We start from the raw sequence: 15,068 nt of genomic DNA, 5'->3' as shown, positions 1-15,068 counted from the left end.
CCGCTGCCCGATCCGGGTATGCGGTTACTGGAGGCCGCGGGATCGGTGACCGTGGCCGCGAGCCGGATGACGCGGGCGGAATTGGCGGATGCCTGCGAATCCGGTGACTACCGGGTGGTCGTGGCTCAGCTACAGGACGAATTCGACGCCGCACTGCTGGACCGGGCGAAAATCGCCGGTATCAGCAATTTCGCGGTGGGTTACAACAACATCGATATCGCCGCGGCCACGGCGAACTCCATCATTGTGGGCAATACCCCCGGGGTGCTCACCGACGCCACGGCCGATCTCGCGCTGCTGCTGATCCTGGCGGTCGCGCGGCGTTGCGTCGAGGCCGACACGTTCGTCCGGTCCGGGAAGTTCAGCGGCTGGGAACCGGAACTGCTGCTGGGCCACGATGTCAGCGGCCGGACCCTCGGGCTCGCCGGATTCGGCCGGATCGCCCGGGCCACGGCCCGCCGCGCGCTCGCCTTCGGAATGACGGTGAACTTCTCCCCGCGCCCACCCGGCGAACGCGTGGTGAGCACGGAGGAACTCGGTGAATTCGCCGGGCGGGTACACCAACTGGCGTGGCCCGAACTGGTCGCCACCAGCGACTATCTCTCGGTGCACGTCCCCCTCACCGACGAAACCCGCCACCTCGTGGACGAATCCGTGTTCCGGTCGATGAAATCGTCGGCGATTCTGATCAATACCGCACGCGGCCCGATCGTCGACGAGACGGCGCTGGTCGCGGCGCTGCGCGACGGGACGATCGCCGGCGCGGGGCTCGATGTGTACGAGGACGAACCGCGTCTGGCGGCGGGACTGGCCGCACTACCCAACACCGTGCTGCTGCCGCATATCGGGAGCGCGACGGTCCCGGTGCGCGCCGAGATGGCGCGCCGCTGCGCCGAGAACGCCGTGGCCATCGCCCGCGGCGAACTCCCGCCGTATCCGGTCAATCCGGAAGCGCGGGCACGCTGACCACGGGAGATCCCGTATCCCCGGCGGGGATGCGCCCGCCGAGGGTACGGGTCACCTGTTCGGCATAGCCGACGAGCAGGTCCACCCAGGCCTCGCACTGCGCCAGCGGCATCCGCAGGGTGGGGCCACTGATCGTCAGCGCCGCGATCACGTTTCCGGCCGCGTCGAATATCGGCGCGGACAGTCCGGACGCCGAATCCTCCCGTTCCCCGGCGCTGATCGCGTAGCCGTCCGCCTTCGCCCGGGCGATGAGGGAACGTAGTTCGGGCGGACTGGTGACAGTGCCCTCGGTCAAGGGTTCCAGCGGTGCCGAGAGCACGCGTTCGGTGAGTTCGGGGTCCCAGGCCAGCAGAATACGGCCCGCGGACCCGGCGTAGAGCGGAATGATCTTGCCCACGTACATGTCCCGGCGCAGCGCGTGCCGGGTCTCGGCGATCGCCACGCACACCCGGAAACCGTGCTCGGCACGGAACACGCAGGCGGTCTCGCCGGTAACGTCGCGGATCTCGCGCAGCGCCGGATCGACGATCGACAGCAGATCCAGTCCCTTCACCGCCGTGGCCGCCCAATAGCTCATCCGCAACCCGACCCGGATCCGGTCACCGGATCGATCCAGCAGACCCCGGTCCGCCATATTGGTGACCAGGCGCTGCACCGTGGAGGTCGGTAGGCCGGTGGCCTGCTGGATCTCCCCTAGCGTCAGCGACGGGCGGGCCAGGGAGAAGGCATCGAGGATCTCGGTGATCTTCCCCAGTACCAGCAGCGGTTGGTGGTTCGCGGCCGGACCGCCGTCTTGCCTCGACATATCGCCGAATCTACGCCGCGCGTGACCCGTCCCGGCGCCGGACACCGCCGGTGGTCACAGGCACAGCCCACCGAGCGGCAGCCCGGGCCGTGCGGTGACCTCGATACCGGCCGAGACCGGCAGGATATCGGGCAGCCCGTCGGCGTAACCCGCGCTGAGACCGTTGGCCCCGTTCGCGGACGGAGTCCATTGGACACTGGCCCGGCCATAGGCCACCGCGACCTTGCCCAGTGGTACATCGCCGTTACCGGGCAGGCGGTTGAAGAACTGCACAGTGCCGTACTCGACCGGGTCGCCGTCGGGCAGTGTCACGGTCGCCTCCACGGTGACCGTGCATCCGGTGGGCACGGTGTTCGCCGACGCCGTGGTCGGTCCACCGGTGACCGCGAGCCGGATCACCGGCGCCACCGCGGCATGGGCGGCCGGTGCGGATATCAGTGGAGCCACCACCAGCGCAGCCGTACCGAATGCCGCCGCCACCGCACGTGCCGGTCCCCGGAACCTGTTCACCCGCATCGCTTCCTGCCTCTCTATCGTCGGTCGTGCTGTGCCCCATCCTCGCACCACCCCCGCATGGTCCAGGGCTACACCGTGTTCCCGGCGTCTTCACATGGGTGGTGCCGGTGATGTACTTCGCGGCATCGGAGACCAGGAACAGCACCGTCTTCGTGATGTCCTCCGGCTCCAGGGCGGTCACCGGCAAGCCGGTTCATCTTCGCGGCGACCGCCTCGAAATCGGCGCGGCCGGGATCTCTGCCGGAATCGGGGGTCAGACCTCCACGAGTTCGGGATCGGGCTTCTCGGTGCCGTCTGTCTCGACGTGCGCGCTGGACCTGTTCGGCAGCAGGACCGCCGTCACGATCACGATGACGGCCAGTGCCGCCGACACCACGAAGGCCAGTCGCATGCCGTCGAGCTGCGCGGTCAGCGCGTCGGTGCCCGCGGCCTGGAGCGCGGTGGTACGACTGGCCATCACCGTCACCACCAGGGCCGTGCCCAGTGCGGCGGCGACTTGCTGGAGGGTGCCCAGCATGGAACTGCCGTGCGAGTAGAGGTCCTCGGGCAGGGCGCCCAGCGCCAGGGTGAACACCGGGGTGAATGTCGCCGCCAGCGACACCATGAGCAGGATGTGCAGCGCCAGCAGCTGCCAGTACGGCGTAGCGGCGGAGATCTGGGTGAATCCGGCCAGCGCGGCGGTGATACCGATCGAGCCCGGGATCACCAGCACTCGTCCGCCGAACCGGTCGAACAGGCGCCCGATCACCGGTCCGAGCACGCCCATGGCCAGACCGCCGGGCATGACGAGCAGACCGGTCGCCAGCGGCGACAGGCCGCGCAGATTCTGCAGATACAGCGGCAGCAGCATCATCGAGCCGAGCATCGCCAGGAACGCCACCGCCATCAGGATCAGGCCTTTGGTGTAGGTGCCCGAGCGCAGGATCCGCAGATCCAGCAGCGGGGTGCCGTGCTGCTGCAGCCACAGCTGCCGCGCCACGAACAGACCGATCAGGGCGGCCCCGGCGAGGGTGATCAGCGCCGGAGTGGCCACCGTACCGGCTTCGAAACGGCTCAGCCCGTACACCAGGCTGCCGAAACCGAGCGCGGCGAAGACCACACTGGACCAGTCGATCGAACCGGTCTCCGGTTCCCCGATGTTCTCCAGACGCCGCAACCCGAACCAGGTGACCACACCCGCGATCGGCAACACCAGCACGAACAACCAGCGCCACGACGCGATCTGGAGCACGAGCCCGGAGATGACCGGACCCATGGCCGGTGCCACCGAGATGGCCAGGGTGACATTGCCCATGACCCGCCCACGGTCGCGTTCGGGCACCACGGTCATCAGGGTCGTCATCAGCAGTGGCATCATCACCGCGGTACCGCCGGCCTGGATGATCCGGCCGGCGAGCAGTACCGCGAACGAAGGCGCCACCGCGGACAGCGCGGTACCCGCGAGGAATATCCCCATGGCCAGCGCATAGGCGCGGCGGGTCGTGACCCGCTGCAGGAACCAGCCGGTCACCGGGATGACGGCGGCCATGGTGAGCATGAAGGCGGTGGAGACCCACTGCGCCGCCCGCTCGGTGACCTCCAGGTCGTGCATCAGGCGCGGGATCGCGTTGATCATGATGGTCTCGTTGAGGATCACCACGAAGGTCGCGATGACCAGCAACCGCACGACGGCCGGAGTACCTCCTCCGGTCCGGCGAACGGATAACAGGGCGGGCATCGGCTACCTCCGGAGGTCGTGAGCGAACTGGCGTGGCCCGAGCGCGGTCGTCGACGATCGTTGCTCGGCGCATATGTGAGAACAGACGAGTGAGCTGTGCTCCGCTCATCGGTGACGCGCCAGTGTTTCTTACGGCTACGCGCCGGATCAATCGCTTTTCGGGCGGCCGTATTCCCGGTCACAGCCGGGAACCGACAGCTCCCGCCGGGTCGGCACCGACCGGTCCCCCGGGGCCGATGTGAGTGAGGTCATGTCCGCCGACCGGGCGGTCTGCCGTGGCCGGGGCCCCACCGCTGCTCCCGCGGACGCACGCGTCCGCGGGATACCACCTACGGGCGCCGGCCGGGTGTCAGAACAGTCCCAGTTCCCGGGCGGCGATATCGAGGTCCTTGTCGCCGCGACCGGACAGACACAGCAGGACGACCGAACCGGCGGCCAGTTCACCGCGCTCGGCGAGGTCCAGCAGACAACCCACCGCGTGCGCGGATTCGAGAGCGGGAATGATCCCCTCGCTGTGCCCGAGCTCCCGCATACCGCGTAAGGCGAGGTCGTCGGTGATGGGGACCGAACTCAGGCGGCCACTGTCCTCGAGATAGCTGAGTTCCGGGCCGACCCCCGGATAGTCCAGTCCCGCTGCGACGCTGTGCGTCGTGGCGATCTGGCCGTCGTCGTCCTGCAGCAGATAGCTGAAACTGCCGTCGATCTCCCCGGGGCTGCCGGCGCTCAGCGATGCCGCGTGCGCACCGGTATGCAGCCCCCGTCCGGCGGCCTCCGCGCCGAGCAGCCGGACCCCGGCATCGGCCACGAACGGCCGGAAGGCACCGAGGGCATTGCTGCCTCCGCCGATGCAGGCGATCACGTAGTCGGGCAGCCGGCCCTCGGCGGTCAGGATCTGGGACCGGGCCTCGGCACCGATCGGGTACTGGAAATCCCGCACGATCCGCGGGTAGGGGGCGGGTCCGGCCGCGCTGCCCAGCAGGTAATGGGTGGTGTCCACCTGCGAGACCCAGTCCCGGACGGATTCGGTGATCGCCTCTTTGATCCGGCGGCTCCCGGTTTCCACCACCCGGACCTCGGCACCGAGCAGCCGCATCCGGATCACATTCGGCCGCTGCCGTTCCGCATCGACTGCGCCCATATATACGGTGCAGCTCAAACCGAGCATCGCCGCCACCGTCGCGACCGCGACCCCGTGTTGTCCCGCACCGGTTTCGGCGACGAGGCGGCGCTTACCCATCCGCCGGGCCAGCAATCCCTGCCCGAGCGCATTGTTGATCTTGTGCGAGCCGGTGTGGGCCATATCCTCCCGTTTGAGGTAGACCGTCGGCGGCGCCGCTCCCAGCCGCGCCGCGAATCGCGGCACCTGGTGCAGCAGTGTGGGTCTGCCGATCCGGGTCCGCAGCAATCCGGTCAGCTCACGGGTGAAGGCCGGGTCCGCGCGGGCCAGATCATAGGCGTGCTCCAGCTCGAGCAATGCGGCCATGAGTCCCTCGGGAACGTATCTGCCCCCGAATTTTCCGAATCGGCCGTGTTCATCCGGAAAATCCCCGGGACGAAAGGTATTTCGCTCGACCCCGTGACCGACGACCATCCAGCACTCACAATCTCTGTTCCCGAATCCGCTGCGAAAAGTCTGTACGCCCGGCGCGAGCTTCGAGTCACCTCTCGGCAACGGATTAGTTAACAGTACTGAAGGTGTGGAATTTCGTCGCGGCGTGGCACTGCCCGGTGGTAGGAAGCCCGCCGACCGACTCCACCCCCAAAACGCGACCCTATTGTAGGATTGTCGACAATATGGCCAGGCATGACCGGCCGCCGACAGGGAGGAGCATCCACCGTGCTCACGGAAGCCATACTCACCACCGCCGAACGGGAAGCCGTCGAGTCGGTACCGACCGGTCTCTTCATCGACGGCCGCACCCGCGAGACCGCGAGAACTCTGCCCGTCCTCGACCCGGCCACCGGAGCGCGGCTGTGCGAGGTCGCCGACGCCGGACCCGAGGATGGACTGGCCGCACTCGACGCCGCCGCGGCCGCACAGGCCGACTGGGCACGTACTGCCCCACGCGCGCGTAGCGAAATCCTCATGCGCGCCCATCGGCTGCTGCTCGACGACACCGACCGGCTCGCTCTGATCGCCACCCTCGAAATGGGCAAACCCTTGGCGGAAGCGCGCGGCGAGATCACCTACGCCGCGGAATTCTTCCGCTGGTTCGCCGAGGAGGCCGTCCGACTCGACGGGGGCTATATGCCCGCCCCGGGCGGTGGTGCCCGGTTCCTGGTGACCAGGCAGCCGGTCGGGCCCAGTCTGCTCATCACCCCCTGGAACTTTCCGATGGCCATGGGCGCCCGCAAGATCGGGCCCGCGCTCGCCGCCGGATGCACCAGCGTGATCAAACCCGCCGAGCAGACGCCGCTGTGCACCCTGGCCCTCGCCCAGATCCTGCACCAAGCCGGTGTTCCCGCCGGGGTCGTCAATGTGGTGACCACCTCGGACCCGGGGGCGGTGATGACACCGCTGATCCATGATCCGCGCTCGCGCAAACTATCGTTCACCGGATCGACCGCGGTGGGCAAGAAACTGCTGGAACAGTGCGCCCGGACCGTGATGCGCACCTCGATGGAACTGGGCGGCAACGCCCCGTTCCTCGTCTTCGACGACGCCGACCTCGACGCGGCCGTGGAAGGAGCGCTGGCGGCGAAGATGCGCAATATCGGACAGGCGTGCACCGCGGCCAACCGATTCTTCGTACAGCGCGGTGTCCTCGACGAATTCGCCGAACGACTGGCCGCACGCATGGGCGAACTGCCACTGGGACGTGGCACCGAACCCGGGGTGGTCGTCGGCCCGCTGATCGATTCCGACGCGGTGGCCAAGGTGACCGAACTCGTCGCCGACGCCCGGGCCCGCGGCGCCCGCGTACTACTGGGCGGTGACCCGCTGGACGGCCCCGGACACTTCTATCCGGCCACCGTTCTGGTGGATGTGCCCGACGAAGCGCAGATCTGCCATACCGAGGTCTTCGGCCCGGTCGCGAGCATCGCGTCCTTCGATACCGAGGAGGAGGCGGTCGAACGCGCCAACGACACTCCCTACGGCCTGGTCAGCTATGTGTACACGGAAGGCCTGCGCCGCGGTCTGCGGATCTGCGAAGCGCTGGACACCGGCATGGTCGGATTGAACCAGGGCGTCGTATCCAACCCCGCGGCCCCGTTCGGCGGGGTGAAAGAATCCGGTCTCGGCCGCGAAGGCGGTCTGGTCGGCATCGACGAATTCCTCGAGATCAAATACATCGGAGTGCCACTGTGAATTCTTATCGGATCGCGACGATTCCGGGAGACGGTATCGGCGTCGACGTCACCGCCGAGGCGGTAAAAGTTCTCGACCGGGTACTGCCCGGTATCGAATGGACCGAATTCGACTGGTCCTGCGAGAACTATCTGCGCACCGGAGCGATGATGCCCGCCGACGGACCCGAGCAGCTCGCCCGGTTCGATGCGATCCTGCTCGGCGCCGTCGGGTTTCCGGGAGTGCCCGACCACATCTCGCTGTGGGGGCTGCTGATCCCACTGCGCCGGGCCTTCGGCCAATACGTGAACCTGCGCCCGGTGCGGCTGCTGCCCGGTACCACCTCGGCTCTGCGCGATCGCACCGCCGCGGATCTGGACCTGCTCATCGTGCGCGAGAACTCCGAGGGTGAGTACTCCGAGATCGGTGGCCGGCACAACCCCGGCCGGCCGGACGAATTCGTGCTGCAGGAATCCGTTTTCACCCGGGTCGGCTGCGAACGGATCATCCGCTACGCCTTCGACCGGGCCACCGAACGCGCGGGAAAGGTCTGCTCGGCCACGAAATCGAACGGCCTCATCCATTCCATGCCCTATTGGGACGAGGTCTTCGAGCGGATCGCCGCACAGTACCCGGCAGTGGAGACCCGGCAGATGCACGTCGACGCACTGGCCGCCGAGATCGTGCTGCATCCCGACCGGCTCGACGTGATCGTCGGCTCCAACCTGTTCGGTGACATCCTCTCCGATCTCGCCGCCGCCGTTACCGGTGGTCTCGGGCTCGCGCCCTCCGGCAATATCAACCCCGGCCGGGACGCGCCGTCGATGTTCGAGGCCGTCCACGGCAGCGCACCCGATATCGCGGGCCAGGGCATCGCCAACCCGGTGGCACAGATCCTCGCGGGCGCCATGCTGCTGGAACACCTCGGTGCACACGAGGCCGCCGCGGCGGTCGACCGGGCGGTCACCGATGTCCTCGGCAGCGGCGGTCCGCGCACCCCGGATCTCGGCGGCACCGCCACCACCACCGAGGTCGGTACCGAGATCGCCGACCGCGCATCGGCACTGCTGCACGCCTGACCACAGGTCCGGGTCCGACGCCGTCTCCCGTCGGTCCCGGACACTTCGGGCGCCGGTGGCGTCGGCACGGTCGGCACCGGTGGGTCTCGTTCGAACGCTCCCGCCGCCACCGCGGCACCCACGCCCGTGATGTGGCCGAGGGGAAACCGAGCGCTGAGGGCAAAGCCCCCGTAATGCTGCTCTATACCCGGTGAGCTGCATATTCACCCGAATCGAGAGCCGTATTCCTTTCCTTCCTGATTGCCCGGTGACATTCTGGGAAGAGCTAGTGTGTGGACGGTCCCGGGTCAGGAACTCCTTCCTCGCGCTCGATCCGGCCACGCGATCAGGCCACCGGTTCCGCAGCCCCGGAGCCGGTCCATCGCTCGGAAGGAGACGCCGAGAGCATGACCAGCGAGCAGCCCGAAATCCTGACGACAGATGCCGGTATCCCGGTCGAAAGCGACGAGCATTCACTGACCGTCGGCCCGGACGGGCCGATCCTGCTACAGGACCACTACCTCATCGAGCAGATGGCGCAGTTCAACCGGGAACGGATCCCCGAGCGTCAGCCGCACGCGAAAGGTAGTGGCGCCTTCGGTCGCTTCCGGGTCACCGGTGATGTCAGCGCGTACACGAAGGCGGCCGTATTCCAGCCGGGCACCGAGACCGAGATGGTCGCCCGGTTCTCCACGGTCGCGGGGGAACGCGGTAGCCCCGACACCTGGCGCGACCCGCGCGGATTCGCCCTGCGCTTCTACACCAGCGAGGGCAACTACGACATGGTCGGCAACAACACCCCGGTGTTCTTCATGCGCGACCCGATGAAGTTCCAGAACTTCATCCGCTCCCAGAAGCGCCGTGCCGACAACAACCTGCGCGACCACGATATGCAGTGGGATTTCTGGACCCTGTCGCCGGAGTCCGCGCACCAGGTCACCTGGCTGATGGGCGATCGCGGTATTCCCAAGACCTGGCGGCATATGAACGGCTACTCCAGCCACACATATATGTGGGTCAATGCCGCCGGCGAGAAGTTCTGGGTCAAATACCACTTCAAGACCGATCAGGGCATCGATTTCCTCACCCAGGAGGAAGCCGACCGCCTCGCCGGCGCCGACAGCGACTACCACATGCGCGATCTCTACGAGTCCATCGACCGGGGTGAATACCCGAGTTGGACGCTGCACATGCAGATCATGCCGTTCGGCGAGGCACAGAACTACCGGTTCAATCCGTTCGACCTCACCAAGGTGTGGCCGCACAGCGACTATCCGCTGATCGAGGTCGGCCGGATGACGCTGGACCGCAACGCCACCGACAACCACACCGAGATCGAACAGGCGGCCTTCCAGCCGAACAATCTGGTGCCCGGTATCGGCCCGAGCCCGGACAAAATGCTGCTGGCCCGAATCTTCTCCTACGCCGACGCGCACCGGGCCCGGCTGGGCGCGAACTATCAGCAGATCCCGGTGAACGCACCGCACGTCCCGGTGCACAGCTACAGCAAGGACGGCGCGATGCGCATCCAACCGGTATCGGATCCGGTGTACACACCGAACTCCAAGGGTGGACCGCGCCCCGATACCGACCGCTACGGTGAGCCGGCGGGCTGGCATACCGACGGCGATCTGGTGCGCGGTGCCTACACACTGCACGCCGAGGACGACGACTGGGGTCAGGCGGGAACCATGGTGCGCAATGTCCTCGACGACGCGGCCAGGGAGAGGCTGGTGAACAATATCGTCGGCCATCTGCTGGACGGGGTGAGCCGCCCGGTGCTCGAGCGCGCCTTCGAGTACTGGCGCAATGTCGACAAGGAACTCGGCGACCGCATCGAGAACGGCGTCGCCGCGAAATCCTGATCGCCGGACCGACGGCCGCGGGCAGCTCCGGCTCCCGCGGTCGTCGCCGTATCGAGGATATCGGGGCAGATCACCGGGTGAGCGCAAACCCGGGGACCGGCGCGCCCGATAGAGTCGGGAGCCATGAGCGTGCGAACGACGGGTCCCGCCCGGGGATCGCGGACCCGACCCGGCGACGATAGCCCTCGGTTCCTCCTCTCCCTCTCCGAACGCGTTCCCCTCGCTCAGCGAGATGCCGGTGTGCGGCGGGTATGCGCGATCAATGGGCGCACCGCGTGACCGTTCTCGTCTGTCCCGACAGTTTCAAGGGCACCTTCACGGCCGCCGAAGTCGCCGACGCCATCGCCGGGGGCGCCGAGGAATCCGGCGCGACAGCGGTTCGTCTCCCGGTCGCCGATGGTGGCGAGGGCACCCTCGCCGCGCTCACCCGGCCGCTCGGACTCCGGCACGTGACCGTCGAGGCACGAAACCCCTGGGGCGCCCCGCATACGGCCACCTTCGGCCTGTCCGCCAACGGCACCGCGGTGATCGAGATCGCCGCGGCCGGCGGTGTCACCACCCCGCACGACGGTCCGCGCGATCCGGTCGCCGCCGATACCTACGGCACGGGGATGCTCATCGCGGCGGCGGTGCGGCGCGGGGCCCGGCGGATCGTGGTCACCGCGGGTGGTTCGGCCACCACCGACGGCGGTATCGGAGCGATCGCGGCCATCGAGGAATCGGGTGGCCTCGGCGGGGCGTCCCTCACCGTGCTCACCGATGTCACCACCCGGTATGTGGACGCGTCGCGCGTCTTCGGGCCACAGAAAGGGGCCGATCCGGCCACCGTCGAATTTCTCACCCGGCGACTCGCCGATACCGCACGCACCCTGCCCCGCGATCCCTCCGGCGTCGACGGCACCGGCGCGGCCGGCGGGTTCTCGGGTGGAATGTGGGCACAGTACGGGGCCGAATTACGCTCGGGGGCAGAGTACGTGCTCGACAGCACGGGGTTCGATGCCCTCGTCGAGCGGGCCGGCGCGATCGTCGTCGGTGAGGGCCGGCTCGACGGGCAGACCCGCGCGGGCAAGATCATCTCGGCGATCCTCGGGCGGGCCGGTGCCGCTCCGGTCTACGCGGTGGTGGGCTCCGTGGGTGACGACCTGGGCGACTACCGATCGCGTTTCGCCGAGATCATCGTGGCCTCCGATATCGACGCCATGCGCGCGGCGGGACGACGGATCGGCGCCATCGCACCCTGACCGGCGAACGCACCGGCCGGACGATCAGCCGGCGGTCTCGGTATCGGGCGGGAAGCCGCCCGTGGCGATCGGACCCCATCGCTGGATCTCGATCCGGACGAGCGATTTGTTCTGCCGCGCCATCGCGGCCCGATAGTCGTCCCAATCCGGGTGTTCGCCCGCGATACCGCGGTAGTAGTCGACGAGCCCGTCGAGCGCCTCGGGCATATCGAGTACTTCGGCGCGGCCGTCGACCTGCACATACGCGTCGTCGAACTCGTCGGAGAGGACACAGATCGAGACCTGCGGTTCGCGGCGGATATTGCGGGTTTTCGCGCGGCCGGGATAGGTGGAGACGACGATTCGGCCCTCCGGATCCAGCCCACAGGTCACCGGCGACAGCTGCGGACGACCGTCGGCTCGGGTGGTGACGAGTACGCCGTGATGCCGGGAGCCCAGGAACTCCAGCAGGTCGGCCCGGTCGACGATGGTGGTGGTCGCGATACGCGGCATGGAGACCTTTCGGGAACTGATCGGCACTCGGGCGGTCCATCCGCAGCATAGTCACCGTCGCCGCGGGCGGCCCACCTCCGAACAGGATGAGTTGACCCGCGTACGGGGAGAATTCCGCGGGGAACGCCGGGCGGCAGTGCACTCGAATCCGGGTTCGCTGCCGCCGTCGGATGATTCGCCCGGGTCGCATCGGGTATCGCGGGCACAGGTCAGCAGCCGAACACCGGATTCCGCGGCAGCCCCGGACCCAGCCGACAGGAGCAATCGCCATGCGTGCCACCGACCCGCAGCGCCCGTTCCCCGAACCACATCCGGCGCCCGATCCAGCACCCACACCGCCGCTACCGTCTCCCCCGCCGGAGCCCCGGCCACCGGAGCCGCAACCGCCGGTCCCCGGCCCCTCACCCGAACCACAACCGCCGATCCCGGAGCCCGCACCGCGACCGCCGGGACCGCCGCCGGAGCCGGGCCCGGCACCTGATCGCCCGCCGATCCCGGATCCCGGACACCCCGTTCCGCCGCGGCCCGTCCCGGACGCGCGGATCCGCCGCCCCCGGTGATTCAACTGCCACCGAGCGGGTATTCGCACCGAAGTCCCTGGTCGCAGGCTCGACAGGAAGGACATGAGCATGGTCGCCGGACAGAACGATCCCAACCAGAGCAATACCCCGAGTGAGCATCGTTTCCCCGACGACGCACGGACCACCCGTTCGCACGCCGGCGAATCGATCGAGGACCGGCGCAATTGGCCGGGCATCATCCTGGCCGCCGTCGGCATCGTGCTGGTGGCCTTGACCCTTACGGCGGCCGGTTACGGATTCGCCGGGTGGGCGGTCATAGCCGGAATCATCGGTGTGATCTGCCTGATCGCGGGTGCATTGATCGTGGTAGCCGAGCATCGGCGCATCAAGATGCAAGAGGGCGCGACACTGACGGAGCCACGCGGGCACTGATCGACCCCGTGGACCACTCCGGCGATCCCCCGGGCTCGACGGTCGGTTGCCGCCTGGTGGCCTCCTGACGGTCCGGGCGGATCGCGGCCGGACCACCCGATTCGGCCCGGACACCCCGGGTACGCCGCCGCCGACAGGCATACCGACGTCCGGAGGAGAGGAACTATGCAGCAGGTCGGCGATTACGTCGTGCAGCGACTCCGCGAATGGGGTGTCGCGCAGGTCTTCGGGTATCCCGGCGACGGAATCAACGGGCTGGTCGCTGCCTTCGGGCGGGCCGAGGACGACCCGGCGTTCATCCAGACCAGACACGAGGAGATGGCCGCCTTCGCCGCGACCGGGTACGCCAAGTTCAGCGGCCGGGTCGGTGTCTGCACGGCCACCTCGGGGCCGGGCGCGATCCACCTGCTCAACGGTCTCTACGACGCGAAACTCGATCACGTCCCGGTGGTGGCGATCGTCGGCCAGACCGCGCGCAGCGCGATGGGCGGGAGCTACCAGCAGGAAGTGGATCTACAGAGCCTGTTCAAGGATGTCGCCGCCGACTATCTGGTCGAGGTCAATGTCTCCAGTCAGCTACCCAACGCCCTGGACCGCGCGTTCCGCACGGCCCTGGCGCGGCGCGCCCCGACCGCGGTGATCATCCCCTCGGATCTGCAGGAGGAGAAGTACACACCGCCGGAGCACGCGTTCAAACAGGTGCCGTCGAGTACCCCGGCGGTCACGATGCCGACCGCGGTGCCACCGCACGTCGATATCGAGCGGGCCGCCGCCGTACTGGAGGCGGGTACCCGGGTCGCGATCCTGATCGGGCAGGGCGCCCGGCACGCCGCTGCCGAAGTCCTGGACACCGCGGAACTCACCGGCGCGGGTGTGGCAAAGGCGCTGCTCGGGAAGGATGTACTGCCCGACGATCTGCCGTTCGTCACCGGACCGATCGGCCTGCTGGGCAGCCGGCCCAGCTACGAGCTCATGCGCGACTGCGACACCCTGCTCATCGTCGGATCGAACTTCCCGTACTCGCAGTACCTGCCCGAGTTCGATCAGGCCCGTGCCGTGCAGATAGACCTGGACGGCACGCTCATCGGGATGCGTTATCCGACCGAGGTCAACCTGGTCGGCGATGCGAAAGCGACACTGGCACAGCTGAACACCATGCTGCACCGGAAAGCGGACCGGTCCTGGCGCGAGACCGTCGAGAAGAATGTCGCGCGGTGGTGGGAGACCGTCGAACGGCAGTGCATGCTGAACGCCGACCCGGTGAATCCGATGCGGGTGGTTCGGGAGCTGGATCGCCGGATACCGGAGGACGCGATCGTCACCGCCGATTCCGGTTCCTCGACCAACTGGTACGCGCGGTGCCTACGGTTCCGGGGCCGGATGCGCGGTTCCCTGTCGGGCACCCTGGCGACCATGGGGCCGGGTGTGCCGTATGCGATCGGCGCGAAGTTCGCTCATCCGGATCGGCCCGCGATCGCCTTGGTCGGCGACGGCGCGATGCAGATGAACGGCCTCGCCGAACTGATGACCGTCGCGCGGTATTACCGGCGCTGGCAGGATCCGCGCCTGGTGGTGTGCGTTTTCCACAACAACGACCTCAACCAGGTCACCTGGGAGCTGCGGTCGATGGGCGGGGCCCCCAAATTCGAGGAATCCCAGACGCTGCCGGACGTGTCCTATGCCGATATCGCCCGCAGTATGGGGTTGGACTCGATCACGATCGACTCGCCGGATCGGCTCGGTGCGGCCTGGGACAGTGCGCTACAGGCGGACCGACCGGTGCTGCTCGATGTGCACTGCGATCCCGACGTTCCCCCGATCCCGCCGCACGCCACCTGGGACCAATTGAAGGACACCGCCGAGGCTGTCCTGCGCGGCGATCCCGGCGCATGGCATCTGGTGGCGCAGGGCGCCAAGACCAAGGCACAGGAGTTCGTACCCTCACGATCACGCTGACCTGCGTCGATGCGCTGATTGAATCGCCCGGGCACGGGTAAGCGCACAGTATGGAATTACTTGTCATCCTCGCGATCGCGATCCTGGTCGCCGTGGTGGTCGGATACCGGTGGCGGAAAGGTCCGCGCCCGGGCGCCCTCGATTCCCCGGACAACGACGGTAATCCGCACCGCGACAACCCGTAGCTCGCCCGGACTCCGCGTCCCACCA

The 15,068-nt window shown here is 68.1% G+C and carries 13 protein-coding genes; 8 read left to right on the top strand and 5 right to left on the bottom strand.

The window, feature by feature from the left end:
• The first annotated feature begins 18 nt into the window (after window positions 1-18).
• Complete coding sequence (locus IEY68_RS18945) at window positions 19-966, top strand: NAD(P)-dependent oxidoreductase (RefSeq protein ID WP_058853796.1); 948 nt, start codon at window positions 19-21, stop codon at window positions 964-966.
• Here IEY68_RS18945 and IEY68_RS18940 read toward each other — a convergent pair.
• The 4 genes from IEY68_RS18940 to trpB form a co-directional block, all read right to left on the bottom strand.
• Window positions 941-1,771 carry an IclR family transcriptional regulator gene (locus IEY68_RS18940; protein WP_058853688.1) on the bottom strand — a complete coding sequence of 277 codons (831 nt, stop codon included), beginning with the start codon at window positions 1,769-1,771 and terminating at the stop codon, window positions 941-943. The genes IEY68_RS18945 and IEY68_RS18940 overlap by 26 nt on opposite strands.
• Before the next feature lie 54 nt (window positions 1,772-1,825).
• The gene (locus IEY68_RS18935; RefSeq protein WP_058853687.1) at window positions 1,826-2,287 is read right to left on the bottom strand and encodes an Ig-like domain repeat protein; all 462 of its coding nucleotides are present in this window, start codon (window positions 2,285-2,287) and stop codon (window positions 1,826-1,828) included.
• Between the two features lie 253 nt (window positions 2,288-2,540).
• Window positions 2,541-4,004 (bottom strand): MDR family MFS transporter, encoded by a 1,464-nt coding sequence (locus IEY68_RS18930; protein WP_058853686.1) that lies wholly within the window; start codon window positions 4,002-4,004, stop codon window positions 2,541-2,543.
• Between the two features lie 349 nt (window positions 4,005-4,353).
• Window positions 4,354-5,595, bottom strand: a complete 1,242-nt coding sequence (gene trpB, locus IEY68_RS18925) for a tryptophan synthase subunit beta (protein WP_058853685.1) — start codon at window positions 5,593-5,595, stop codon at window positions 4,354-4,356.
• Between the two features lie 213 nt (window positions 5,596-5,808).
• Here trpB and IEY68_RS18920 point away from each other — a divergent pair, with 213 nt between their 5' ends.
• The 4 genes from IEY68_RS18920 to IEY68_RS18905 all read left to right on the top strand — a co-directional run bounded on the left by IEY68_RS18920 (window position 5,809) and on the right by IEY68_RS18905 (window position 11,457).
• Window positions 5,809-7,314 carry an NAD-dependent succinate-semialdehyde dehydrogenase gene (locus IEY68_RS18920; RefSeq protein ID WP_082681169.1) on the top strand — a complete coding sequence of 502 codons (1,506 nt, stop codon included), beginning with the start codon at window positions 5,809-5,811 and terminating at the stop codon, window positions 7,312-7,314.
• Window positions 7,311-8,372 carry a tartrate dehydrogenase gene (locus IEY68_RS18915; RefSeq protein WP_058853684.1) on the top strand — a complete coding sequence of 354 codons (1,062 nt, stop codon included), beginning with the start codon at window positions 7,311-7,313 and terminating at the stop codon, window positions 8,370-8,372. Before IEY68_RS18920 ends, IEY68_RS18915 begins: the two co-directional genes overlap by 4 nt.
• A 386-nt stretch (window positions 8,373-8,758) precedes the next feature.
• Complete coding sequence (locus IEY68_RS18910) at window positions 8,759-10,216, top strand: catalase (protein ID WP_058853683.1); 1,458 nt, start codon at window positions 8,759-8,761, stop codon at window positions 10,214-10,216.
• Between the two features lie 275 nt (window positions 10,217-10,491).
• The gene (locus IEY68_RS18905; RefSeq protein ID WP_062998666.1) at window positions 10,492-11,457 is read left to right on the top strand and encodes a glycerate kinase family protein; all 966 of its coding nucleotides are present in this window, start codon (window positions 10,492-10,494) and stop codon (window positions 11,455-11,457) included.
• A 24-nt stretch (window positions 11,458-11,481) separates the two neighbouring features.
• Here the strand turns inward: IEY68_RS18905 and IEY68_RS18900 are convergent, their stop codons facing one another.
• Window positions 11,482-11,949, bottom strand: a complete 468-nt coding sequence (locus IEY68_RS18900; protein ID WP_058853682.1) for a PPOX class F420-dependent oxidoreductase — start codon at window positions 11,947-11,949, stop codon at window positions 11,482-11,484.
• 623 nt (window positions 11,950-12,572) lie between these two features.
• On the opposite strand from IEY68_RS18900, the gene IEY68_RS18895 reads away from it, so the two are divergent.
• The 3 genes from IEY68_RS18895 (at window position 12,573) to IEY68_RS36810 (ending at window position 15,043) form a co-directional block, all read left to right on the top strand.
• Window positions 12,573-12,902 (top strand): NfeD family protein, encoded by a 330-nt coding sequence (locus IEY68_RS18895; protein ID WP_373292987.1) that lies wholly within the window; start codon window positions 12,573-12,575, stop codon window positions 12,900-12,902.
• A 165-nt stretch (window positions 12,903-13,067) separates the two neighbouring features.
• On the top strand, window positions 13,068-14,858 hold the full coding sequence (locus IEY68_RS18890; protein WP_058853680.1) for a thiamine pyrophosphate-requiring protein: 1,791 nt from the start codon (window positions 13,068-13,070) through the stop codon (window positions 14,856-14,858).
• Between the two features lie 50 nt (window positions 14,859-14,908).
• A complete protein-coding gene (locus IEY68_RS36810; RefSeq protein WP_267886555.1) occupies window positions 14,909-15,043 on the top strand; it encodes a hypothetical protein in 135 nt (44 codons plus the stop codon).
• The last annotated feature ends 25 nt before the right edge of the window (window positions 15,044-15,068 follow it).

Origin of the sequence: Nocardia jinanensis, from assembly GCF_014645735.1 — a bacterium.
GTDB classification, from domain to species: domain Bacteria; phylum Actinomycetota; class Actinomycetes; order Mycobacteriales; family Mycobacteriaceae; genus Nocardia; species Nocardia jinanensis.
The sequence above is the reverse complement of the archived record's forward strand: the minus strand, read 5'-3'. Positions and strand labels throughout refer to the sequence as shown.

What these genes read in the sequence shown, in the direction of transcription:
- IEY68_RS18895 (WP_373292987.1), top strand. Translation starts at nt 12,573, where the DNA reads ATGAGCATGGTCGCCGGACAGAACGATCCCAACCAGAGCAATACCCCG.
- IEY68_RS18910 (WP_058853683.1), top strand. Translation starts at nt 8,759, where the DNA reads ATGACCAGCGAGCAGCCCGAAATCCTGACGACAGATGCCGGTATCCCG.
- IEY68_RS18935 (WP_058853687.1), bottom strand. Translation starts at nt 2,287, where the DNA reads ATGCGGGTGAACAGGTTCCGGGGACCGGCACGTGCGGTGGCGGCGGCA.
- IEY68_RS18940 (WP_058853688.1), bottom strand. Translation starts at nt 1,771, where the DNA reads ATGTCGAGGCAAGACGGCGGTCCGGCCGCGAACCACCAACCGCTGCTG.
- IEY68_RS18920 (WP_082681169.1), top strand. Translation starts at nt 5,809, where the DNA reads ATGACCGGCCGCCGACAGGGAGGAGCATCCACCGTGCTCACGGAAGCC.
- IEY68_RS18900 (WP_058853682.1), bottom strand. Translation starts at nt 11,949, where the DNA reads ATGCCGCGTATCGCGACCACCACCATCGTCGACCGGGCCGACCTGCTG.
- trpB (WP_058853685.1), bottom strand. Translation starts at nt 5,595, where the DNA reads ATGGTCGTCGGTCACGGGGTCGAGCGAAATACCTTTCGTCCCGGGGAT.
- IEY68_RS36810 (WP_267886555.1), top strand. Translation starts at nt 14,909, where the DNA reads ATGGAATTACTTGTCATCCTCGCGATCGCGATCCTGGTCGCCGTGGTG.
- IEY68_RS18945 (WP_058853796.1), top strand. Translation starts at nt 19, where the DNA reads ATGCGGTTACTGGAGGCCGCGGGATCGGTGACCGTGGCCGCGAGCCGG.
- IEY68_RS18890 (WP_058853680.1), top strand. Translation starts at nt 13,068, where the DNA reads ATGCAGCAGGTCGGCGATTACGTCGTGCAGCGACTCCGCGAATGGGGT.
- IEY68_RS18930 (WP_058853686.1), bottom strand. Translation starts at nt 4,004, where the DNA reads ATGCCCGCCCTGTTATCCGTTCGCCGGACCGGAGGAGGTACTCCGGCC.